The sequence below is a fragment of the Mesorhizobium sp. J428 genome, assembly GCF_024699925.1.
GTDB lineage: Bacteria > Pseudomonadota > Alphaproteobacteria > Rhizobiales > Rhizobiaceae > Mesorhizobium_A.
Genome location: NZ_JAJOMX010000001.1, coordinates 1,146,863 through 1,165,551, shown reverse-complemented (window position 1 = coordinate 1,165,551; position 18,689 = coordinate 1,146,863). Strand labels below are relative to the sequence as shown.

At 63.5% G+C, this 18,689-nt stretch carries 20 protein-coding genes and 1 pseudogene; 16 read left to right on the top strand and 5 right to left on the bottom strand.

Annotated features, from left to right (window positions below; genetic code table 11):
- The first annotated feature begins 1 nt into the window (after position 1).
- The 3 genes from LRS09_RS05855 to LRS09_RS05845 are packed head-to-tail and all read left to right on the top strand — an operon-like array spanning position 2 to position 2,666.
- Entirely contained in the window at positions 2 to 655 is a 654-nt protein-coding gene (locus tag LRS09_RS05855; protein ID WP_257804873.1) for an LLM class flavin-dependent oxidoreductase, read from the top strand.
- Positions 656 to 657: 2 nt separating this feature from the next.
- Positions 658 to 1,914, top strand: coding sequence for an LLM class flavin-dependent oxidoreductase (locus LRS09_RS05850; RefSeq protein ID WP_257804872.1), 1,257 nt, complete (start codon positions 658 to 660; stop codon positions 1,912 to 1,914).
- Positions 1,911 to 2,666, top strand: coding sequence for a 2-keto-4-pentenoate hydratase (locus LRS09_RS05845; protein WP_257804871.1), 756 nt, complete (start codon positions 1,911 to 1,913; stop codon positions 2,664 to 2,666). The genes LRS09_RS05850 and LRS09_RS05845 overlap by 4 nt, the downstream gene beginning before the upstream one ends.
- On the opposite strand, the gene hutH is transcribed toward LRS09_RS05845, so the two are convergent.
- The 4 genes and pseudogenes from hutH to LRS09_RS05825 all read right to left on the bottom strand — a co-directional run.
- Positions 2,651 to 4,180 carry a histidine ammonia-lyase gene (hutH, locus tag LRS09_RS05840; RefSeq protein ID WP_257804870.1) on the bottom strand — a complete coding sequence of 510 codons (1,530 nt, stop codon included), beginning with the start codon at positions 4,178 to 4,180 and terminating at the stop codon, positions 2,651 to 2,653. The two genes, LRS09_RS05845 and hutH, sit on opposite strands and share 16 nt — an antisense overlap.
- Positions 4,180 to 5,184 carry an ornithine cyclodeaminase family protein gene (locus tag LRS09_RS05835; RefSeq protein WP_257804869.1) on the bottom strand — a complete coding sequence of 335 codons (1,005 nt, stop codon included), beginning with the start codon at positions 5,182 to 5,184 and terminating at the stop codon, positions 4,180 to 4,182. Before LRS09_RS05835 ends, hutH begins: the two co-directional genes overlap by 1 nt.
- A gap of 22 nt (positions 5,185 to 5,206) precedes the next feature.
- Positions 5,207 to 5,581, bottom strand: coding sequence for a DUF427 domain-containing protein (locus LRS09_RS05830; RefSeq protein WP_257804868.1), 375 nt, complete (start codon positions 5,579 to 5,581; stop codon positions 5,207 to 5,209).
- Positions 5,582 to 6,224: 643 nt separating this feature from the next.
- A pseudogene (locus LRS09_RS05825) lies at positions 6,225 to 6,725 on the bottom strand (NAD-dependent dehydratase); the annotation flags it as partial.
- Between LRS09_RS05825 and LRS09_RS05820 the strand changes: the two are divergent.
- Positions 6,720 to 6,854 (top strand): hypothetical protein, encoded by a 135-nt coding sequence (locus tag LRS09_RS05820; protein ID WP_257804867.1) that lies wholly within the window; start codon positions 6,720 to 6,722, stop codon positions 6,852 to 6,854. The pseudogene LRS09_RS05825 and the gene LRS09_RS05820 overlap by 6 nt on opposite strands.
- 89 nt (positions 6,855 to 6,943) lie before the next feature.
- On the opposite strand, the gene LRS09_RS05815 is transcribed toward LRS09_RS05820, so the two are convergent.
- Complete coding sequence (locus LRS09_RS05815) at positions 6,944 to 7,915, bottom strand: LysR family transcriptional regulator (RefSeq protein WP_257804866.1); 972 nt, start codon at positions 7,913 to 7,915, stop codon at positions 6,944 to 6,946.
- Positions 7,916 to 8,007: 92 nt separating this feature from the next.
- On the opposite strand from LRS09_RS05815, the gene LRS09_RS29975 reads away from it, so the two are divergent.
- The 12 genes from LRS09_RS29975 (at position 8,008) to LRS09_RS05760 (ending at position 18,685) form a co-directional block, all read left to right on the top strand.
- Positions 8,008 to 8,511, top strand: a complete 504-nt coding sequence (locus tag LRS09_RS29975) for a dioxygenase (protein ID WP_308240283.1) — start codon at positions 8,008 to 8,010, stop codon at positions 8,509 to 8,511.
- A 53-nt stretch (positions 8,512 to 8,564) separates the two neighbouring features.
- A complete protein-coding gene (locus LRS09_RS29970; RefSeq protein WP_308240282.1) occupies positions 8,565 to 8,894 on the top strand; it encodes a hypothetical protein in 330 nt (109 codons plus the stop codon).
- Between the two features lie 20 nt (positions 8,895 to 8,914).
- Positions 8,915 to 9,874 (top strand): VOC family protein, encoded by a 960-nt coding sequence (locus LRS09_RS05805; RefSeq protein WP_257804865.1) that lies wholly within the window; start codon positions 8,915 to 8,917, stop codon positions 9,872 to 9,874.
- On the top strand, positions 9,874 to 10,524 hold the full coding sequence (locus LRS09_RS05800; RefSeq protein ID WP_257804864.1) for an alpha/beta hydrolase: 651 nt from the start codon (positions 9,874 to 9,876) through the stop codon (positions 10,522 to 10,524). Before LRS09_RS05805 ends, LRS09_RS05800 begins: the two co-directional genes overlap by 1 nt.
- 68 nt (positions 10,525 to 10,592) lie before the next feature.
- Positions 10,593 to 11,864, top strand: a complete 1,272-nt coding sequence (locus LRS09_RS05795; RefSeq protein ID WP_257804863.1) for an ABC transporter substrate-binding protein — start codon at positions 10,593 to 10,595, stop codon at positions 11,862 to 11,864.
- Positions 11,865 to 12,137: 273 nt separating this feature from the next.
- Positions 12,138 to 12,956, top strand: a complete 819-nt coding sequence (locus tag LRS09_RS05790; RefSeq protein WP_257804862.1) for an SDR family NAD(P)-dependent oxidoreductase — start codon at positions 12,138 to 12,140, stop codon at positions 12,954 to 12,956.
- A 68-nt stretch (positions 12,957 to 13,024) separates the two neighbouring features.
- Positions 13,025 to 14,320 carry an ABC transporter substrate-binding protein gene (locus LRS09_RS05785; RefSeq protein WP_257804861.1) on the top strand — a complete coding sequence of 432 codons (1,296 nt, stop codon included), beginning with the start codon at positions 13,025 to 13,027 and terminating at the stop codon, positions 14,318 to 14,320.
- Between the two features lie 23 nt (positions 14,321 to 14,343).
- Positions 14,344 to 15,072, top strand: coding sequence for an ABC transporter ATP-binding protein (locus LRS09_RS05780; protein WP_257804860.1), 729 nt, complete (start codon positions 14,344 to 14,346; stop codon positions 15,070 to 15,072).
- Complete coding sequence (locus LRS09_RS05775; protein WP_257804859.1) at positions 15,069 to 15,797, top strand: ABC transporter ATP-binding protein; 729 nt, start codon at positions 15,069 to 15,071, stop codon at positions 15,795 to 15,797. The genes LRS09_RS05780 and LRS09_RS05775 overlap by 4 nt, the downstream gene beginning before the upstream one ends.
- Positions 15,784 to 16,641 carry a branched-chain amino acid ABC transporter permease gene (locus LRS09_RS05770; RefSeq protein WP_257804858.1) on the top strand — a complete coding sequence of 286 codons (858 nt, stop codon included), beginning with the start codon at positions 15,784 to 15,786 and terminating at the stop codon, positions 16,639 to 16,641. The genes LRS09_RS05775 and LRS09_RS05770 overlap by 14 nt, the downstream gene beginning before the upstream one ends.
- Positions 16,642 to 16,643: 2 nt before the next feature.
- Positions 16,644 to 17,672, top strand: coding sequence for a branched-chain amino acid ABC transporter permease (locus LRS09_RS05765; RefSeq protein WP_257804857.1), 1,029 nt, complete (start codon positions 16,644 to 16,646; stop codon positions 17,670 to 17,672).
- On the top strand, positions 17,669 to 18,685 hold the full coding sequence (locus LRS09_RS05760) for a zinc-binding dehydrogenase (RefSeq protein WP_257804856.1): 1,017 nt from the start codon (positions 17,669 to 17,671) through the stop codon (positions 18,683 to 18,685). Before LRS09_RS05765 ends, LRS09_RS05760 begins: the two co-directional genes overlap by 4 nt.
- Positions 18,686 to 18,689: the final 4 nt, after the last annotated feature.

Sequence of the window (18,689 nt, the reverse complement as noted above, 5' to 3'; positions counted from 1 at the left end):
AATGACTTTTCCTCGATCTATCGCCATCACCGGACCCTTCTCCGATTGGAGCCTGGATGGTCTGCGGGACGTTGCGCGTCGCGCCGATGAGATGGGCGTCGAAGCAATCGTCCTGCCTGATGTCATAGCTCCGGCCGGCGGCGGCGAAGCCTGGCCGGATGCGCTGATCCTGATCGGCTGGCTGGCGCCGGCGACCCATCGCATTCGCCTGATTGGCAGAGTCTCGAGCCTCGGACACCAGCCCTACAATCTGGCTCGGCGGTTGGCGTCGCTAGATCTGATCAGCGGTGGCCGTGCCGGCTGGGCGGTGGAAGAGGGGCAGGTCGAGGACGCCATAGCCGCTTTCAGCGGCGCGTTTCGGCTGGCAGGCCAGGACCTCGGCGAGCGTGAAGAGGAGTTCGAAGCCATCGTGCGCGGCCTCTGGCAAAGCTGGGACGCGGATGCGTTGACGCTCGACAAAGCCGCTGGGCAGTTCTTCAAGCACGAGGCCATGCACCTGCTCAGCCACAATGGCGCACACTTCTCGGTGAAAGGTCCGCTGAACGTGATGCGCGCGCCTACAGGCGTGCCGGCCTTGCTCCATGCGAGCGATCTCGCCGACGCGGTACCCGTCGCCAGCGTCCGTGCGGTATTGGCGTTGCTGGGAGAGGCATGACGATGGCCGGGCAGATGAAACTCGGTGCATTCCTGATGCCCACCGGTCACCACATCGCGGCGTGGCGGCATCCAAACGCCGTCGCCGATGCGGGCGTCAATGTCGGACATATGATCGAACTTGCCCAGATTGCCGAGCGAGGACTTTTCGATCTGATCTTCTTCGAAGACGCCGCCGGCGTACGCGAGGCGCGGGTGGAATTGGCGGCTCAGACGTCGCGGTCGATCGGTTTCGAGCCAATCAGCCTGCTGGCGGCGCTGGCCGCCAACACGCACACGATTGGTCTGGTGGCGACAGCGTCGACATCCTACAACGAACCCTATGCCTTGGCGCGTGCCTTCGCCACGCTGGACCTCGTCAGCGACGGTCGCGCCGGCTGGAACCTGGTGACCTCTGCAAGCGAGATCGAGGCGGCGAATTTCGGCGCCCAAGGCCTGCGCGCCCATGGCGACCGCTATGTTCGCGCCAAAGAATTTGCCGAAGTCGTCAGCCGCCTCTGGGAGCCGTCTTCACGGTTCGGGGTGGTGGAGCATCAGGGTGAGAATTTCGCCGTGCGGCAGGGCCTCGGAATTCCTGCATCGCCCCAAGGCGCGCCCGTCATGGTGCAGGCGGGTTCGTCCGATGTGGGGCGCGATCTTGCCGCGCGCACGGCGGACGTCGTGTTCGTCGCGACGCAGACGCTGAAGGACGCCAAGTCGTTCTATGACGATGTGAAGGCGCGGACCGAGCGAGCGGGGCGCCGTCCCGAAGCCATCAAGATACTGCCCGGCGTCTCGCCTGTGGTCGGTGAAACTCGCGCCGAGGCGCAGGAGAAATTCGACGAGTTGCAGGCATTGATCCCCGACGAGGTCGGGCTGGCGCTGCTTGCAAGTTATCTCTCGACCAATGCGCTCGACGGCTTGCCGCTGGATGGGCCGCTGCCGGACATCAAGGTCGGCGAGGGAATGCAGAGCCGCCAGCAGCTGGTCATAGACCAGTCGCGTCGCGATGGCCTGAGCATCCGGCAGGTGGCGCAGCATTTTGCCGGCGCGCGCGGCCATTGGCGACTTGTCGGAACAGCGAGCGACGTCGCCGACGAGATGGAAGCCTGGTTCCTTGGCGGCGGGTGCGACGGCTTCAATGTGCTGGCCGCCTATTTTCCTGGCGAGTTGACCAGTTTCGTCGACCGGGTCATTCCCGAACTGCAGCGGCGCGGGCTGTTTCGCACCGCATACGAAGGCGCGACCCTGCGCGCCAATCTGGGAATCGCGCCGGCATGAGCGATCTGGCACGGCGGATAGTCGACGACATAGTCGGCTTGCGGCCCTTCGCGCCGCGTGAGGACGAGATCAAAGGGCTGACGCACGCCTATGAAGTGCAGCGGGAGGTCAATGACAAACTGATCAAGGGCGCTCCGGGCCGGCGCATCGTGGGCTACAAGATCGCCTTCAACCGCCGGTCTTCGATGGATTATTATGGCCTGAGCGAGTCATGCTATGCGCCTCTCTTTTCCGATCAGGTTCACGCCTCAGGCGCAGAGTTGGCTCTGGCGGGATTTGTCGATCTGGTGATCGAGCCCGAGATCGCCCTGCGCCTCATCGCGCCAGTTGAAACGGCAACCAGCGTCAAGGATCTGGAGCACGCCGTCGAGGCGTTGCCAGCGATCGAGATCATGGATGCACGAGGCGCGTTTGCCCACGATCCGAGCGCGGCGGCGGCCGTCGCGCAACGCATTCACAGTGAGGGGGCGGTGTTGGGAACCCCTGTCCCATTCGTCGCGAGCGCCGACACTGCCGTACGCCTGTCCATAGACGGTACGGTTGCGGGCGAGGCGCGGAACGCCGCCCCGCAGCAGCCGCTTGAGGCGCTGAACTGGCTGGTGAGCGCATTGGCTCGCGATGGCAAAGCCCTGGAGCCGGGAATGGTGGTTCTGACAGGCGCGCATCTGCCGGGCCGGGCCATCACCTCTCCTGGCGTGATCAGGGTTGAGATCACGCCCTTTGGCGACGTCGTGCTTCAGCTGCGGCCATAGGCGATGGCGCGCATCGCGGCCACGCTGGATCGCGACCACAGCTGACGATGCACCGCCTGCACATCGGGACCAGTCGCGCGATCGGCTTCGAGAACAGGCGTCGCCGCGCGCACGGTCTTGTAAAGTCCGGCCGAGGCGGCAGACAGCGACACGGTTTCACCACCGCCGCGCCTAAGGTCGACAGCCTGTGCCGCCAGCATGGCTTCGATTGACACCAGCCAACGCAGCGGCTCCATCTGCTCCGTCAGCTTCGAGACAGCGAGCAGGCTGTTGGCGCCGATGTCTTCGACCATATCCGAAACGACGAGCGCATCGAGGCTCGCCGGCGTCGCGCGCAGGCGGATTTCGGACTGCAGCGCGCCGATCGTCTTCTGCATCGGAACGAATCCGGCGGATGCGCCGCCGACAGGCGAAAGATAGTTCGGCAAACCGGACAGCCGTCCGGTCATCAGCTTGATCGAACGCTGGGCGGAGGCCGTGCCCAGTTGGGCGAGAGCAATTGCGAGGTTGTCAAAGGCAAGCGCCAGCGAGACCGTCAGAAAGTTCGCGGATGGCATGATCTCGCCTGTGTCGCCGAAGACCAGCGGATTGTCGGCAGCGGCGTTCAGTTCTACCTCTGTCTCATCGCGTGCATTGTCGATGGCTGCGATCGCGGTGCCAGTGATCTGCTGCAACCCGCGAAATGAGATGGCATCCTGCACCTTCCGAGGGGCACGTTCGAAGAAGTTGCTGCCGTCCAGGACATGGCGGAAAAGGGCGGCGGCCCGCACCTGCCCGGCCGACGGCCGCGCCGCCGTCGCCCGGTGTTCAAACAGATATGGATTGGCTCCGAATCCCTGGCAGGCCAGCGCGGCGGCAACGGTGTGGGTTGCGATGAGGCCGTCGAGCGCATCGACGGCAAGCGCGGCGGCCCCGACGGTTACCGATGATGCGCTTCCGACCGAAAGCCCATCCTTCGGAGCGAGTTGCGGAATCGCCAGTCCGGCCTTCGCCAGCGCCGAACGCGCGTCTAAAACCTTGCCGTCGTAGTAAACTTGGCCTTCGCCGATCGCGGCGGCGGCAAGGTGCATTGTCTGGACGAGATCGCTGGCGCCTATGGAGCCGTGGCGCGGGATCGCAGGTATGACATCCTTTGCAAACATGGCACAGAGGTGGTCGAAGACGGGCAGCGAAACGCCCGCGCCTCCTTGCGCCAGTCCGGCCAGTCGGCAAAACAGCACGGCTCGGCATGTTTCCAGCGGCAGCGGCTCGCCGACCGCGGCGGCGCGAGGCAGAATAAGCGCGCGTTGCATGCTAGCTGCCTGCGCCGGCTCGATACGGTGGCCGATGTTCGCACCCATGCCGGTGTTCAAGCCATAGACCGGAATATCGCGCGCAAGGAAGTCGTCCAATACGTGACGGGCTCGCACCATTCGCTCGCGCGCGGCTGACGTCGCGGTCACCTCAGCGCCGCCTCCAGACGCAGTGACGACGTCGGCGATAGTTACGGGCTGGTCGCCAAGCGCGAGGCGCATCAGGCGTAACGCAACCGATGCCCGATGCGGAGCTGCTCTGCCTTGGCAAGGAAAGCGTGGCCGAGCGCGATGTCCGAAAGCGACAGGCCGCGATGCCAGAACAGATTTGTCTCCTCATCGCTCTGGCGTCCAGGCTTCACCCCGGCAACGATCTGTCCGAGTTCGGCGTGCAGTGTCTGCTCTGACAGCTTGCCGGCTTCGACGTGGGCGCGCAGCGAGCCGAACTTGCCACCCTTGCACTGGCCCCAATCGTCGACCACCAGTTTCGCCATGATGTCGGTGAGCGACAGCTCCACTGCGCTCATGGTGCCATAGGGAACGACCAGCGCGCCGGGCTTTATCCATTCCGTCTTCAGCATCGGCTCCGGTTTGCTGAGCCGCGACGCCTCGACGACAATGTCGGCGCCCTCGACGCAGGAGCGCCAATCGTCGGTGGCAATCACAGGTTTGCCGAGGTCGCGCGTCAGCCGCTCGGCGAAGCCGGTGCGGCTTTCCGGCCGGCGCGAATGCACGCGTATCTCATCAAAATCGAAGAGATGATCGAGCAGTCGCACATTCCAGTAAGCGGTCCCACGCGCACCGATGTGGCCGAGAACCTTGGAACCTTTGCGAGCCAGATATTTCGCGCCGATGGCGGTCACCGCGCCGGTGCGCATGTCGGTAATGCCGCTGGCGTCGAGAATGGCCGTCGGCTTGCCTGTGCGCGGATCGAAGAGGTTGAGCACGGCGAATTCCGACGGCATTCCGTGCTTGTAATTATCTACGAAGTCGCCGACGACTTTGACACCGGCTGCATCGATCTCACCGCCGATCCAGCCGCGCAGCACGTTGAAATGACCCTCTACGCCTGCGCGAGGCTCAAGATGCATGCGCGGCTCGATCACCGTTTCGCCGCGCCCCTGCATGGCGAGACTGGCCTCGATTGCCGTCAGGATCTCGGCGTCGCTTAGCATTGCTGCCTCGATGTCGAACCGGTTCAGATAGGTGAGATAGATTGGCTGCATGCGAATGGCCTGATGCTGGCTGCTACGGTTCGATACTGATCGAGACCTTGTCCGGATAGAAGGCCACATGCTGCGAAATGTCCGCGACAGCAGGGTAGGGCGCCTCATATGTCCAGACAGCGTTCGCGCCAGCTTCGCCCAGACGATCGATGCTGAAATAGCCAGCATCCCCTTTGTAGGGGCAATAGGTCGCGTGACTGCTCTTCGTCAACTGCACCATGTCAACGTCGCTGCGCGGGATATATTGGACCGGCGGGTATGAAGCCTCGCGCAGCTCCAACGCATTGCGCGTGTCGGCTATGACGATGTCACCAGCTCGAACCACCACCCGCTTCGGATTGGAGACAATCGAAATGGGATGGTCGGGGTTGGGAATAAGAATCTTTCGGTCGGTCACCTGTCACCCTTCTCGGTTGCTCGCAGAATATCGCCGCAGCATCGATCGCATAACTCTTCGGGGACAACCGGCCCGATTGCAAGGTTCAATACGCCCGGCGCGCAACGACGATTTCGACGAGGATGGAGTGCGATCTCCTCCGGTGCGATGGTGCCGGTGTCGAGGCCGGCCGGCTTCGCTGGGCAGCCTTTTCAGTCGCGAATGACGACCACCGGACCAAAATCTATCGGTTCGGACGCCGAGTGCCCGTTACCCGCCGGCACGGAGATAGATTGCTGCGTTGACCGTGCGGGTACAGCGGTCTGCGCCGTAGCCGGGACGGCCGAGACGAAGGCCAGCATGCTTCCCGCCAGGAAGGCGGCGCGACGCCGTCGGATCGCGCTCGCCAAATGAGTTGTTGTCGATGCCTGTCCCGTCACTGCAGCCTCCGTTCTGGCGACGTTTGATACCGCCGCAATCACGTCAAGCGTGTACTGTGCTCTCTGCTCATGGGGGTGACGATTACGGATTGCCGTCTGGGACACTGCGAGTGAGAACCTGGCCTGACCGACTCATGGTTCTCCGGACGGTCGACGCCAAATCTAGCGTGTCGTCATCGAACGTTGCGCTGGGCCCGTGGCGGGGCGTGACATGAGGCTCAGTCCTAGGGCATCGAATAGTTCATGGCCCTGAGGTCGTCGAGCAGACTGGGCCCGTTCGGTTCCCAGCCAAGTTTTTTCCGCGTCTGCGTGCTGGAAGCCGTGATGTCCATCGAGGCGAACATTGCGAACCAGCCAAAATGAGTTTCAGCCTCATCTTGCGGGATCGAGACGGCGGGCAGCCCGAGGCCGGCAGCGACAACTTCGGCGATATCTAGTGCCGCGACGCCCTCTTCGGCTACGGCATTGAAGCGGGCGCCAGGCTCGGCGCGATCCAGCGCCAGAACGTAGAGCCTGGCCACATCGTTCACGTGGCCCGCGGCCCAGCGGTTGGCGCCTTCGTCGACATAGGCCACGACGCCTTTTTGGCGGGCCATCTCGATATAGGGCGAGATAAGGCCCTGCCTTACCGTGTCGTGCACCTGCGGAAGTCGAACCACACCGAGGTTGACGCCCGCTTCGAGCTGTTCCTGGCCAGCCAGTTCCGAGGCTATGCGTGAATGTGGAACGACAACGAGATCACAGGCACCCGCGAGGGCATCAAGCGCCTCCACCACCCCGACCTCGGAGCGATCGACTTGGAGTTCTCGACCTTTGCGGTTGAAGGCCGGTCCGACCTCAATATGATGGTGTAGTCCCGCAAATTCCGAGGTGACGGAGCAATTTCGCTTACTGATAACCAGCGCTCGTTGAGCCCGCCGCGCCTGCACCGACACCCAACCCGTCACCGCTGCCTCTCACTGGCGGTCGTGCCCCACACCACGGCGCGCTCGTGGCGGCGGATGACGTGCTTCAGTTCTTCGAACGCGGCGATGATGTGCCCCGCAAAGCGCTCCGCCGCAGGTGAGCGTGCGCTGTTTGCGCGTCGCAAAATGCCGAGCGAGCGGTTGGGCTGCGGAATCTCATAAGGTAGCACGGCGATGCGATTTTCCCGCCGCTGTGCGAACACCACCGAAAAAGGCAGCACGGCCAGCGATTCCGTTTCGACCAGCACATTCACGACGCTCATCAGCGAGCCGCCCGAATAGCGGATATGCAGGTCGGACATGCCGATGGACATGAGGATCATCTGCAGGTCGGACGCCAGCGGCGACCCCGGCAGCGGCCCCACCCACGGATAGCGGGTCAGGTCTTGCGCCTCGAGCGGGCGCTTGCGCATCAGTGGGTGGTCGGGCCGGCAGGCAACAATGTTGCGGCCGGGCAGGATCTCGGTGAACTCGAAGCCGCTGCCAAGGTTCAGGACGCCGATGGGCACGATGCCGAGGTCAATCTGGTTCGCCTCGAGAGCAGCCGCGATCTCGGGCTGATTCATGTAGCTTTGCTCGATCGTCACTTCCGGTTCCTGGTTCTGGAAGGTGCCGATCATGGTGCTGATCATCGCGTCCATGAAAAAGGGCACGCCGCCCACGCGCACCAGCCCCTTTGTGCCACGCACGAAGCCCTGCACCGCGTCGGAGGCGCGGCGGGAAGCGGTGATGATGCTGCGTCCCTGTATAGCAAGCTGAATGCCCAGCGGTGTGGCCTGAAGCGGGCGGCGGCCCTTCACGAACAGCGGCTCGCCTACCCTTGCCTCCAGCATGGCGAGCGACCGACTGACCGCCGGTTGTGTCAGGCCCAGCATTGCCGCGCCTTCAGAGACACCGCCCGCGTCCAGCACGGCCGCAAGCTGCATAAGGTGGCGTTCATTCAGCTTCATAGCACAGTGCTATACTATTGGCCGAATATCTCAACCTAACCCGCCAAGCCGCATGCTATCCCAAGATCGAGGGTTGGGAGGCCCTTGGGAGGATGGACGGCAATCAGCACAGGCTCCATCGTGGCGGCACTTCGGCGACGGGCCAGATGGCTTCGGAGGATTTTGCCGCCCGTCTTGCGACACGCCCTGCGTCACGCCTTAGCGAGACGGTGGGTGCCTTGGTCGCCAGCCTCAATCGCCTCGCCGACGAACTGGGCCTCACCGCATCCGAATTCCATGCCGCGACCGATTTTCTGACCGAGGTTGGCCACTATGCCGATTCGCGTCGCCAGGAATGGGTGCTGCTGGCGGATGTCCTGGGCCTGTCCTCACACATCGAGGATCTGAACCATCGCCGCCCGGCGGGCGCTACGCCAAACACGATCGCTGGTCCATTCTATCGCGCCGACGTGCCGGAAATGCCGGCCGGAGCCAACATCTCGCGTGATGGCAAGGGCGAGCCACTCAGCGTTTCGGGCCGAGTGGTCGGCCTTTCGGGAGAGCCGCTCGCCGGCGCGCTGGTCGAGGTCTGGCAGGCCAATGGCGACGGGAAGTGACGAGAACCAGGAACCGGACCGTCAGCCGGAGAACAATCTGCGCGGCAGGTTTCGTGCCCGATGCGCTCGGCTGCTTCGCGTTTCGCACGGTGATGCCACGCGGCTATGCGCTGCCTTCGGACGGACCTGTCGGGCGACTTATGAGGACACTCGGGCTCACCCTGGAGCGGCCCGCGCATCTGCACTTTCGCGTCTCCGCCGAAGGCTACGAGACACTGACGACGCATATATTCGACATATCGGATCCTGCCATCGGACGTGACGCGATTTTCGGGGTTAAACCCGAACTCCTGGCCCATTTCAGCGCGGACTCCTGCGATGGAGGCGCGCAGGGGCGATCCCTCGAACAGGAACTGGTGCTCTGCCGCACGCGGCGAGACTGATTGAACGAACGGAGGAAACCATGAACCAGATCAGCGGCTATCATCATCTGACAATGTCCACCGACGGAGCCCAGGAGGACTTCGATTTCTATACGAAGACCCTCGGCCTGCATTCCGTGAAGCGGACTGTCCTGTTCGACGGGGTGATCCCTGTCTATCACCTCTACTATGGCTCACCGAACGGCGACGCCTCGACGATCATCACCACGTTCCCCTTTCGCAAGCCCGGGGTCTATGGCCGACGCGGCACGAACCAGTCACGTACCATCATGCAGGCCATTCCGATGGGAGCGGCCAGCTTCTGGGTAGACAGGCTGAACGGCAAGGGCATCAAGGCCGAGAAGATCACGCGCTTCGGCGCAGACCGCGTCGCCTTCGCGCATCCGAGCGGCATCCCGCACGAACTGGTGGAGAGCGACAGCGACAAGCGTGAGCCCATCGTCAACGCGGCACAAGGAATTGGCAAGGCGCATGGCATCAAGGGCATCTACGGTGGTCTCGTCGCCTGCTTCGACCGTACCTCGATGGACGACTTCATGACCATCGCGCTGCCTCTGACGAAGGAGGCCGATACGCATGAAGGAACCGTCTATCGCGTGCCGGACGACAACGGCGTCATCCAGCGCGTAGAGGTCGTCGAGGACCGTGTCTCGCCTCAGGGCACGTGGACACTTTCAGGCGGTACCATCCACCACCTGGCACTGAACACCGGCAACGAGGAAAACCAGATGAAGCTTCGGGCCCATATCGAGGGGCTCGGCTTCACCGACATCTCGGAGCAAAAAGACAGGAACTATTTCAAGTCCTGCTATGTCCGTTCGCCGGGCGGCGCGCTGTTCGAGCTCGCCTGGACGACGCCGGAAGGTTGGGCGCGCGACGAGCCTCCGGGCGCCATCGGCAAGACGCTGGTATTCCCGCCGTGGTTCAAGGACCGCGAAGCGGAACTGCGCGCTGGACTGGAAGAAGCCGAGTTCGCCTGATGGTGTCCGGCGCGCTGCATCTGGGGCCAAGGACGAAGGCGCAAGCAAGCTGCGTCATCGTTCACGGCCGTGGCCAATCGCCGGAGGAAATGCAGTCGCACATTCTGGCGCGGCTCGACGCGCCGGACGTTGCTTTCGTGTTGCCACGTGCGGCCAAAGGGGCATGGTACGCAGCCAAGGCGGTCGACCCGCTCACGTCGGGAACCCGCGCTGCACTGGGCGCCGCGCTCAACCAGCTCGAGGCCGACGTCGAGGAAGCGAAGGCTGCGTATCCGGGCCTGCCCCTATTGCTTGCCGGTTTCTCGCAGGGAGCCTGCCTGTCGCTTGAGTATGCCTTTGCGGGACTGTCCGGCGTCGATGCCCTCATCGCTTTCACGGGCTGCCGGGTGGGACGTGCGTCAGACGATCGGCCGGCCAGCCTTCGCAATGGCCTGCCCGTCTATCTGACGGGTTCGGATGCCGATCCGTGGATACCCGTGACAGCTTTCGCAGAGGCGGCGCTCGAGCTTGGACGGGGCAGGGCGAAGCTGCGGGCGGACCTCTTTCCGGGGCGCGGACACGAGGTTTCGGATGCCGAGATCGATATGATGCGCAGCGTGCTGGCGGACCTTGCCGGCGGACAGAACATCGGAATGGCGGCCGCCCGGTAGGCCGCGTGCAACGCCTGTCGTGAAGAGAGGGCCGTAAAGGCCGGCAGATCGGAAACAGGGAGGAAAACATGATCACCAGACGAACTTTCATGCAGTCAACGGCGGCGACGGGACTGGCGCTCGCGGCGCCCGGCCTTGCCATGCCGGCCATCGCGCAGGGTACGAAAATCAAGCTCGGCTATGTCTCGCCGCAAACCGGCCCGCTCGCCGGCTTTGCGGAAAGCGACGCCTACAACATTGCGGCCTTCCTGGCTTCGGAGCATGGCGCGAATTTCGAGGTTGTCGTGAAGGACAGCCAGTCCAACCCGAACCGCGCCGCCGAGGTGGCGAAGGAACTGATCCTGAAGGACGAGGTGAAGCTGATGCTCGTCGCCTCGACGCCGGAAACCACCAATCCGGTGGCCGGTGTCTGCGAGGGTGAAGGCGTGCCCTGCATCTCGACCGTGGCGCCCTGGCAGCCGTGGTTCATCGGCCAGCAGGGCAACCCCGGCGATCCTTCGAGCTGGCAGAGCTTCGACTATGCCTTCCACTATTTCTGGGGCATGGAAGACGTCATCAAGGTCTACACCGCGATGTGGAACCAGCTCTCGACCAACAAGGCGGTGGGCGGCCTGTTCCCGAACGACGCGGACGGCAATGCCTGGGGCGATCCGGACCGCGGCCTGCGCCCTGGCCTGGCGGAGCAGGGCTACGCACTGACAAACCCCGGCAGCTTCCACAATCTCACCGACGATTTCTCGGCACAGATCAATGCCTTCAAGGCTGCCAACACTGATATCATCACCGGTGTCCTCATCCCGCCGGACTTCGGCACTTTCTGGAGCCAGCTGCGGCAGCAGGGCCTGAAGCCGAAGGTGGTGACCGTGGCGAAGGCATTGCTGTTCCCGCAATCTGTGGAAACCCTCGGCGAGGCCGGTCACAATCTGTCGTCCGAGGTGTGGTGGACGCCGTCGCACCCCTTCAAGTCCAGCCTGACCGGCAAAAGCTCGGCCGAACTGGCGGCGGATTTCACTGCAAAATCGGGCCGCCCGTGGACGCAGCCAATCGGCTTCGTTCATTCCCTTTTCGAGGTCGCGGCCAATGTCATGGGCCGCGTCAGCGACCCGTCGGACGGCGACGCCGTGGCGGCAGCCGTCGCAGCGACGGATATGGCGACCGTGGTCGGCAAGGTAGCGTGGAACGGCGTGAACGTGCCGCCTTTTGCCGCGAAGAATGTCTGCAAGACACCGCTGACCGGAGGCCAGTGGCGCAAGAAGGAGGGCGGCTACGACCTCGTCATCGTCGAGAACGGCGCGGCGCCCGAGATTCCCACCGGCGGCAAAATGGAGGCGCTCTCCTGATGTCGTGTGCGGCAGGCATGCTCGGCCGCACATAATCTGTGCCTGGGATCGCCGGAAAATATGCCCGAATGATATATAAAGGTGTGCTTTCCGCATTTGACTTGCAGGCGAACACGAAGCGTTATGCTTCTCAATCGGCTCCATCTGCTGGGAGGTATCTGGAGCCTTTCCGAAGACATGCGCCATTACGCCTGGGCCTGTTCCGGGGCTGAGGGCTGCTGCCCGCCACCAAGGGTGCGCGGACTTTCGGATAGCATTGGCTGGGAGGAAACAATGCCAAGCCTTGAGGCAATGTTCGACGTGCGCGGCAAGTCGGTGATCGTCACTGGCGGTGCCAGCGGCATCGGCCGCGCCTATGCCGAGATCATGGCTCAGCAAGGTGCGCGGGTGTGCATCCTCGATCTCGATCCGGTCGGGTTGGAGAAGACTGTAGCCGATCTGGTCGCCGGCGGCGGCGATGTCTGGGGGCGGGTGGTCGATGTCGGCGACCGCCCTGCCATGGCCGAGGCGTTCGACACGGTGGCTGCAAAGCACGGCCGTATCGACACCGTCTTCGCCAATGCCGGTATCGACCCTGGCCCGGGCTTCAACACGCCGACCGGCGAACGCAACCCCGAAGGCGCCATCGAGAACATTCCCGACGAGCAGTGGGACCGTGGCATCGAGATCAACCTCACCTCAGTCTACACCACGGTGAAGAATTCGGTGCGGCACATGAAGCCGAAGGGCGGCGGCGAAATCATTGTAACCTCTTCCATCGCCTCGGAAATCTGCGAGAGCATCGTCGGCACCAGCTATATGCCTGCCAAGGCAGCGGTGAACCATTTCGTGCGTCACATGGCGATGGAACTCGGCGCATACGGCATTCGTGTCAACGCGATCCTGCCGGGGCCTTTCATCACCAACATTGCCGGCGGCCGTCTGCGCAACAAGGCCGACCGCGCCGCCTTCGAAAGCCAGTCGCTCATCGGCCGCATCGGCGACGTCGAAGACATCAAGGGCCTGGCGCTGCTGCTGGCGTCACCTGCTGGTGCCTATTTCACCGGCTCGCTGATCGTCATCGACGGCGGTTCGCTCAATCGCATGACGTGAGATTTTCATCCGAATGCCCGAAGCGGGAGGAACGCGGGGCGGACGGTCAACACAAGGGAGGAAATGTGATGACCTACTATAATAAGTTGGTGAAGGCAGGCATCAGCCGTCGCACCGTGTTGCGCGGGTTGGGTGCGGGCGTCGTGGCGAGCACCGTCGGCATGCCGACCTATCTGCGCGCGCAGACCGCAGGAAAGATCAAGGTTGGCTACCTGACACCCGCCACCGGGCCGCTTGGCCTGTTTGGCGAGACGGACGGCTACACCGTCCAGAAGATCAGGCAATTCCTCGGCGGCAAGCTGACCTGCGCCAACGGAAATACCTACGAGATCGAAATCCTGGAGCGCGACACTCAATCGAACCCCAATAAGGCCGCGGAAATTGCCGGCGATCTGATCCTGAACGAGGAGGTGCATCTGATGGCTCCTGCCTCCACGACAGATACGATCCTTCCGGTCATGGAACAGTCGGAGCTTAACGAAACGCCCTGCGTCTCGGCGGGTGCGCCATGGCAGGCGGTCATCATGCCGCGCGGCGGCGGCGAGTTCAGCTGGACCTATCACTTCTTCTGGGGCCTCGACGAGGCGCTGAACACCTTCGTCGGCCTGTGGAACGGGCTCGACACAAACAAGAAGGTCGGCATGCTGTTCCCGCAGAACATCGACGGCGAGACCTGGGGCAACGACCAATACGGCCTGCCGGTGCCGACCAAGAAAGCGGGCTACGATGTGACGATCCCCGGCTACTTCCAGCCGCGGACCAATGACTTCTCGGCCCAGATCGCCGAATTCAAGAAGAACAATTGCGAGATCGTCGGGGGCATCACCTATCCGGACGACCTGAAGACCTTCGTCACCCAGTGCAACCAGCAGGGCTTCAAGCCCAAGGCAGTCACCGTTGCCGCTGCGCTGCTGTTTCCCAGTGGCGTGGAAGCGATGGGTCCGCTCGGCAACGGCATGTCGTCCGAGGTATGGTGGACGCCGGCCTTCCCGTTCCCGTCGACGCTGACCGGGCAGGTCAGCCGCGATCTGGCAGACCAGTGGGAGAAGGATCAGAAGCGGCAGTGGACACAGCCTTTGGGCTATTCCCATGCGCTCCTCGAGGTGGTGATCGACGTCCTGAAGCGGTCGACTGACCCGCTCGACCGCGAGGCCAACCGCGTTTCGCTGGCCGCGACCGACATCAACACCGTCGTGGGGCCGATCAAGTTTGCCGGCAAACCGCACAAGAACGTCTCCACGACGCCGATCTTCGGTGGGCAGTGGGTCAAGGGCGAGAAGTGGATGTACGACCTGAAGATCGTCGACAACACGGTTAACAAGCTGTTCGAGCCCGAACAGAAGATCGTCGCGATCGGCTGGTGAACTTTGCAACGGTGTAGCCCGGGATGAACCGCGAAATCTTGCTTCGCGCCAGCGACGTGTCGAAAAGCTTCGGCGCGGTGCGGGTCCTCCATGCGGTAAGCTTCGATGTCTATCGCGGCGAACTGCTCGGCATCCTTGGCCCCAACGGGGCAGGCAAGACGACGCTGTTCAACATGATCAGCGGCGATCTGAAGAGCTCAGGCGGCGAGATCCGCCTGGGCGGAGAGACGCTGAAGGGCGAACCGCCCTTCCGTCGCTGCAAGATGGGCATCGGCCGCACCTACCAGATTCCACGCCCCTATTCAGGCATGACAACTTTCGAGAACCTGCTTGTCGCTTCGACATTTGGCGCCGGCAAATCGGAGCAGGAAAGCTACGCCTTCTGCGCCGACGTCTTGCGCGAATGCGAACTCTGGGAAAAGGCGAACAGGCAGGCGGGCGCCCTTACGCTTCTCGATCGCAAACGGCTCGAACTCGCCCGCGCCCTGGCCTCCGATCCAAAGCTTCTCCTTCTGGATGAGATCGCTGGCGGCCTGACCGACGAAGAGTCGAAGGACCTGGTCGCGCTGGTGCGGCGCATTCGCGACCGCGGCATCACCATCATCTGGATCGAGCACGTGCTTCACGCGCTCCTGGCCGTAGCAGACCGGCTGATGGTGCTGAACTTCGGCGAGAAGATCGCCGAGGGGTTACCGGACGCGGTGATCGCGAACCCCGAGGTGCGGCGAGTCTATATGGGGATCGAGACATGAGCGCTGCTCTCTCCACACACGGCCTGGTGGCGCGATATGGCGATTTCCAGGCTCTCTATGGCATCGACGCCGAGGTGGGCGAGGGGGAGGCGGTTGCGTTGATCGGTGCCAACGGCGCGGGCAAATCTACCTTTCTGCGTGCCATAATGGGCCTGTTGCCGGTGGCGCCTGACATGGTGCGCCTCGACGGCCAGCCAATCGGCGGCACGCCCACGGACCGCATGGTGCAGAAAGGCATCGCCATCGTGCCCGAGGGTCGTCGCCTGTTCAACGGCATGACGGTGGAAGACAATCTGCGTGTCGCCATCGATCGCGCCGAATATCTCGGCCGCACCGGGGGCTGGTCGCTGGCACGGCTGCACACGCTGTTTCCCATTCTGAAGGAAAAGGCCCGCACGCCGGTGCAAAGCCTTTCCGGCGGTCAGCAGCAGATGGTCGCCATAGGCCGCGCACTGCTCTGCCAGCCGCGGATTCTGCTCTGCGACGAGATCAGTCTCGGACTCGCGCCGAAGGTGATCCGTGAGATTTACGCGGTGCTCCCCGAAATTCGCAACCAGGGCACGGCGATGGTCGTGGTTGAACAGGATGTCGGCCTCGCCCAGACGGCGACCGACCGCCTCTACTGCGTGCTCGAAGGCCGCGTGACACTGACCGGCCGATCCCGCGACGTGACGCGCGAGCAGATCAGCCAAGCTTACTTCGGAGCCAGTCATGCAGTGGCTTGATGCGCTCATCCAAGGCGTCCTGCTGGGCGGCATGTACGCGCAATACGCGCTCGGCATGGCGTTGATGTTCGGCGTGATGCGCATCGTCAATGTCAGCCATGGCGATCTGGTCATCCTGCTCTCGCTGATCGGTATCTCGATAGCCGGCGCCTGGGGATTGGGGCCGTTCACCGTGATGGCTGCACTCGTGCCGCTAGCTGTTGCGATGGGCTGGCTTTTGCAGAAGGCGCTGCTGAACAAGGTCGTGGGTGACGATCCTCTGCCGTCGCTGATCGCCACGTTCGGCCTGTCGTTGGCGCTGCAGAACCTGATGCTGCAGATCTGGTCGGCCAACAGTCGCTCGTTGCCGGGCGGAGGGCTCGAAAGCCGCTCGGTGGAGATCGGTGGCATCTATGTCGGTCTTCTGCCCATCATAGTCCTGGTGTTCGCTACCGGCCTCACCTGGGGTTTGGATCTGATGCTGAAGCGCACGCGCTTTGGCCGCTCGCTGCGCGCCGCTTCCGCGGATGTGGAGGCGGCGGCGATGACCGGCATCAATCCGAAGGGCGTCTATGCTTTCGCCACCGCCATCGCGGTAGGCATCCTGGGTTTTGCGGCCGTGTTCCAGTCGCTGCGGTCAACCGTGGCCCCTGCCGATGGTGGCGCGCAGCTTATCTATGCCTTCGAGGCAGTCATCATCGGCGGCATGGGCTCCATCTGGGGCGCCTTCCTCGGCTCGATGGTGCTTGGGATTACGCAAGCGATCGGCTTTCGCATCAACCCCGGCTTCGGCGTGCTGGCGGGCCATCTCGTATTCCTCCTTGTGTTGGCCATGCGCCCACAAGGCCTTTCGGGAAAGGGTTGACCATGAGCTCGACATCCGCTGCCGGACTGCCCGCGGTGCTTGTTCGCCGGCAAACTCTGTCGGGGCGCCTGGCTCTGGCTGTGTTCGTTTTCGCCGTTATCGGCCTGGTGCTGATGCCTTGGTGGGCCAAGCCCGGCACCATCCGCATGATCGTCGAATTGTGCTGCTACATCGCTGTCGCTCAGATGTGGAACATGATGGCCGGATATGCGGGGCTCGTCTCCGTGGGCCAACAGGCGTTCGTCGGCACCGCCGGTTATGCATTGTTCGTGCTGGCGCAAACCTTTGGCGTTAATCCGTTCGTCGCGATATTTCTGTCGCTGCTCGTGCCCGCCGTCCTGGCGGTGCCCTGCTATCTGCTGCTGCACCGGCTGGACGGGCCCTACTTCGCCATCGGGACCTGGGTCGTGGCGGAAGTCTTCCGGTTGGCTGCCTCGAACCTCACTTTCGTAAACGCCGGCTCCGGCATGTCGCTCGGCGTCATGCGAGAGTATTCGGCCTTCGAGCGCAACGTGGCGATGTCGCTTCTTTGCGCGCTGATGATCCTGGTGACGATAGGCGGCAGCTACTGGTTCCTGCGTTCGCGTTTCGGACTGGCGTTGATCGCCATGCGTGACAATCCGGTGGCGGCGGCGAGCCAGGGCGTCGATGTTCGCCGCCTGCGCTTCATGATCTATGTCGCGTCGGCGATCGGTTGCGGCCTTGCAGGCGCCGTTTATTTCATGGCGCAGTTGCGCATCAATCCGCCATCCGCCTTCGATCCGATGTGGTCGAACATCGCGATCTTCATCGTCATGGTTGGCGGGATCGCCTCCATCGAAGGCGTGCTGATCGGCGCTTTGATCTACTTCGTGGCCGAGCGCTGGTTCGGTGCCTACGGCGCGAGCTACTTCGTCGTGCTTGGGGTCATGACCGTGCTCGTTGCGCTTTATGCCCGTGGCGGCATCTGGGGGATGATCTCCAAGCGATGGGATGCCCCCTGGTTCCCAATCCGGCGCCATCTCGTTCAGGTGACGGAGGCAAAGCCATGAGGGCGGTCATATTCGACGCAACAGGCAGCCCGCTTCGCGTGGGCGACGTGCCGGATCCTTCGCCGGGCGCAGACGAGGTCGTGCTGCGCACCGCCGCGTGCGGCATCTGCGGCAGCGATCTGCACATCACTGAGGATCCCGCGCCGTTCGGGGTGAGCGGCGGCTTCGTTCTTGGCCATGAGATCGCCGGCGAAGTCGTGGCCACAGGCAAGGATGTGCATGATCTGCAGCGCGGCGACAGGGTGGCCGTCGTGCCCATGCGCGGCTGTGGTCGCTGCTCCCGCTGCGTCGACGGCGATCCGGCACGCTGCGCCGAATTGGTCCTCATCGGCGGCGGCTATGCCGAATACGTCACCGTCGCAGCGCGCCAGTGCCGTGTGGTGCCGGACGGCATATCGGTAGCGGACGCAGCGCTGGCGGAGCCGCTCTCTGTAGCGCTCCACTGCATCGTGCGCTCCGGCATGCAGCCGGGGGACAGGGTTGCGGTCCTCGGTGCCGGCCCGATCGGTCTGCTGGTTGCCTTCTGGGCGCGTCGCATGGGCGCAAGCCGCGTGGTCATGGCGGACAGGCATACCTACCAGCGCGATCGGGCGCTCGCACTTGGCGCGACGGATTTCGCCCTGTCGAACGAGAGGTTGTCGCAGAATATCGCCGACCTTTGCGGCGGCCCGCCCGACATCGTGTTCGAATGCGTCGGCAAGCGCGGATTGCTCCAGGCAGCTACCGAAGCGGTGCGACTTCAGGGCAGGGTCATCGGCGTCGGGCTGTGCATCGGGGGAGACGAGTGGGATCCCTTCGTGGCGCTCTCCAAGGAGATCGACCTGATCTTCTCGGTGTTCTTCCACCAGAAGAACGAATTCGGCGTAGCGCTGGACGCCCTGTCCGGCGGCCCCTTTGCGCCGCAACAGATCATCACCGACAGGATCGACCTTTCGCTTGTGCCGCAGGTCTTCGAGGGACTGCGTCAGCGTACCACGCAATGCAAGGTGCTGATCCAACCGGAGGTTGCCTGAGGAG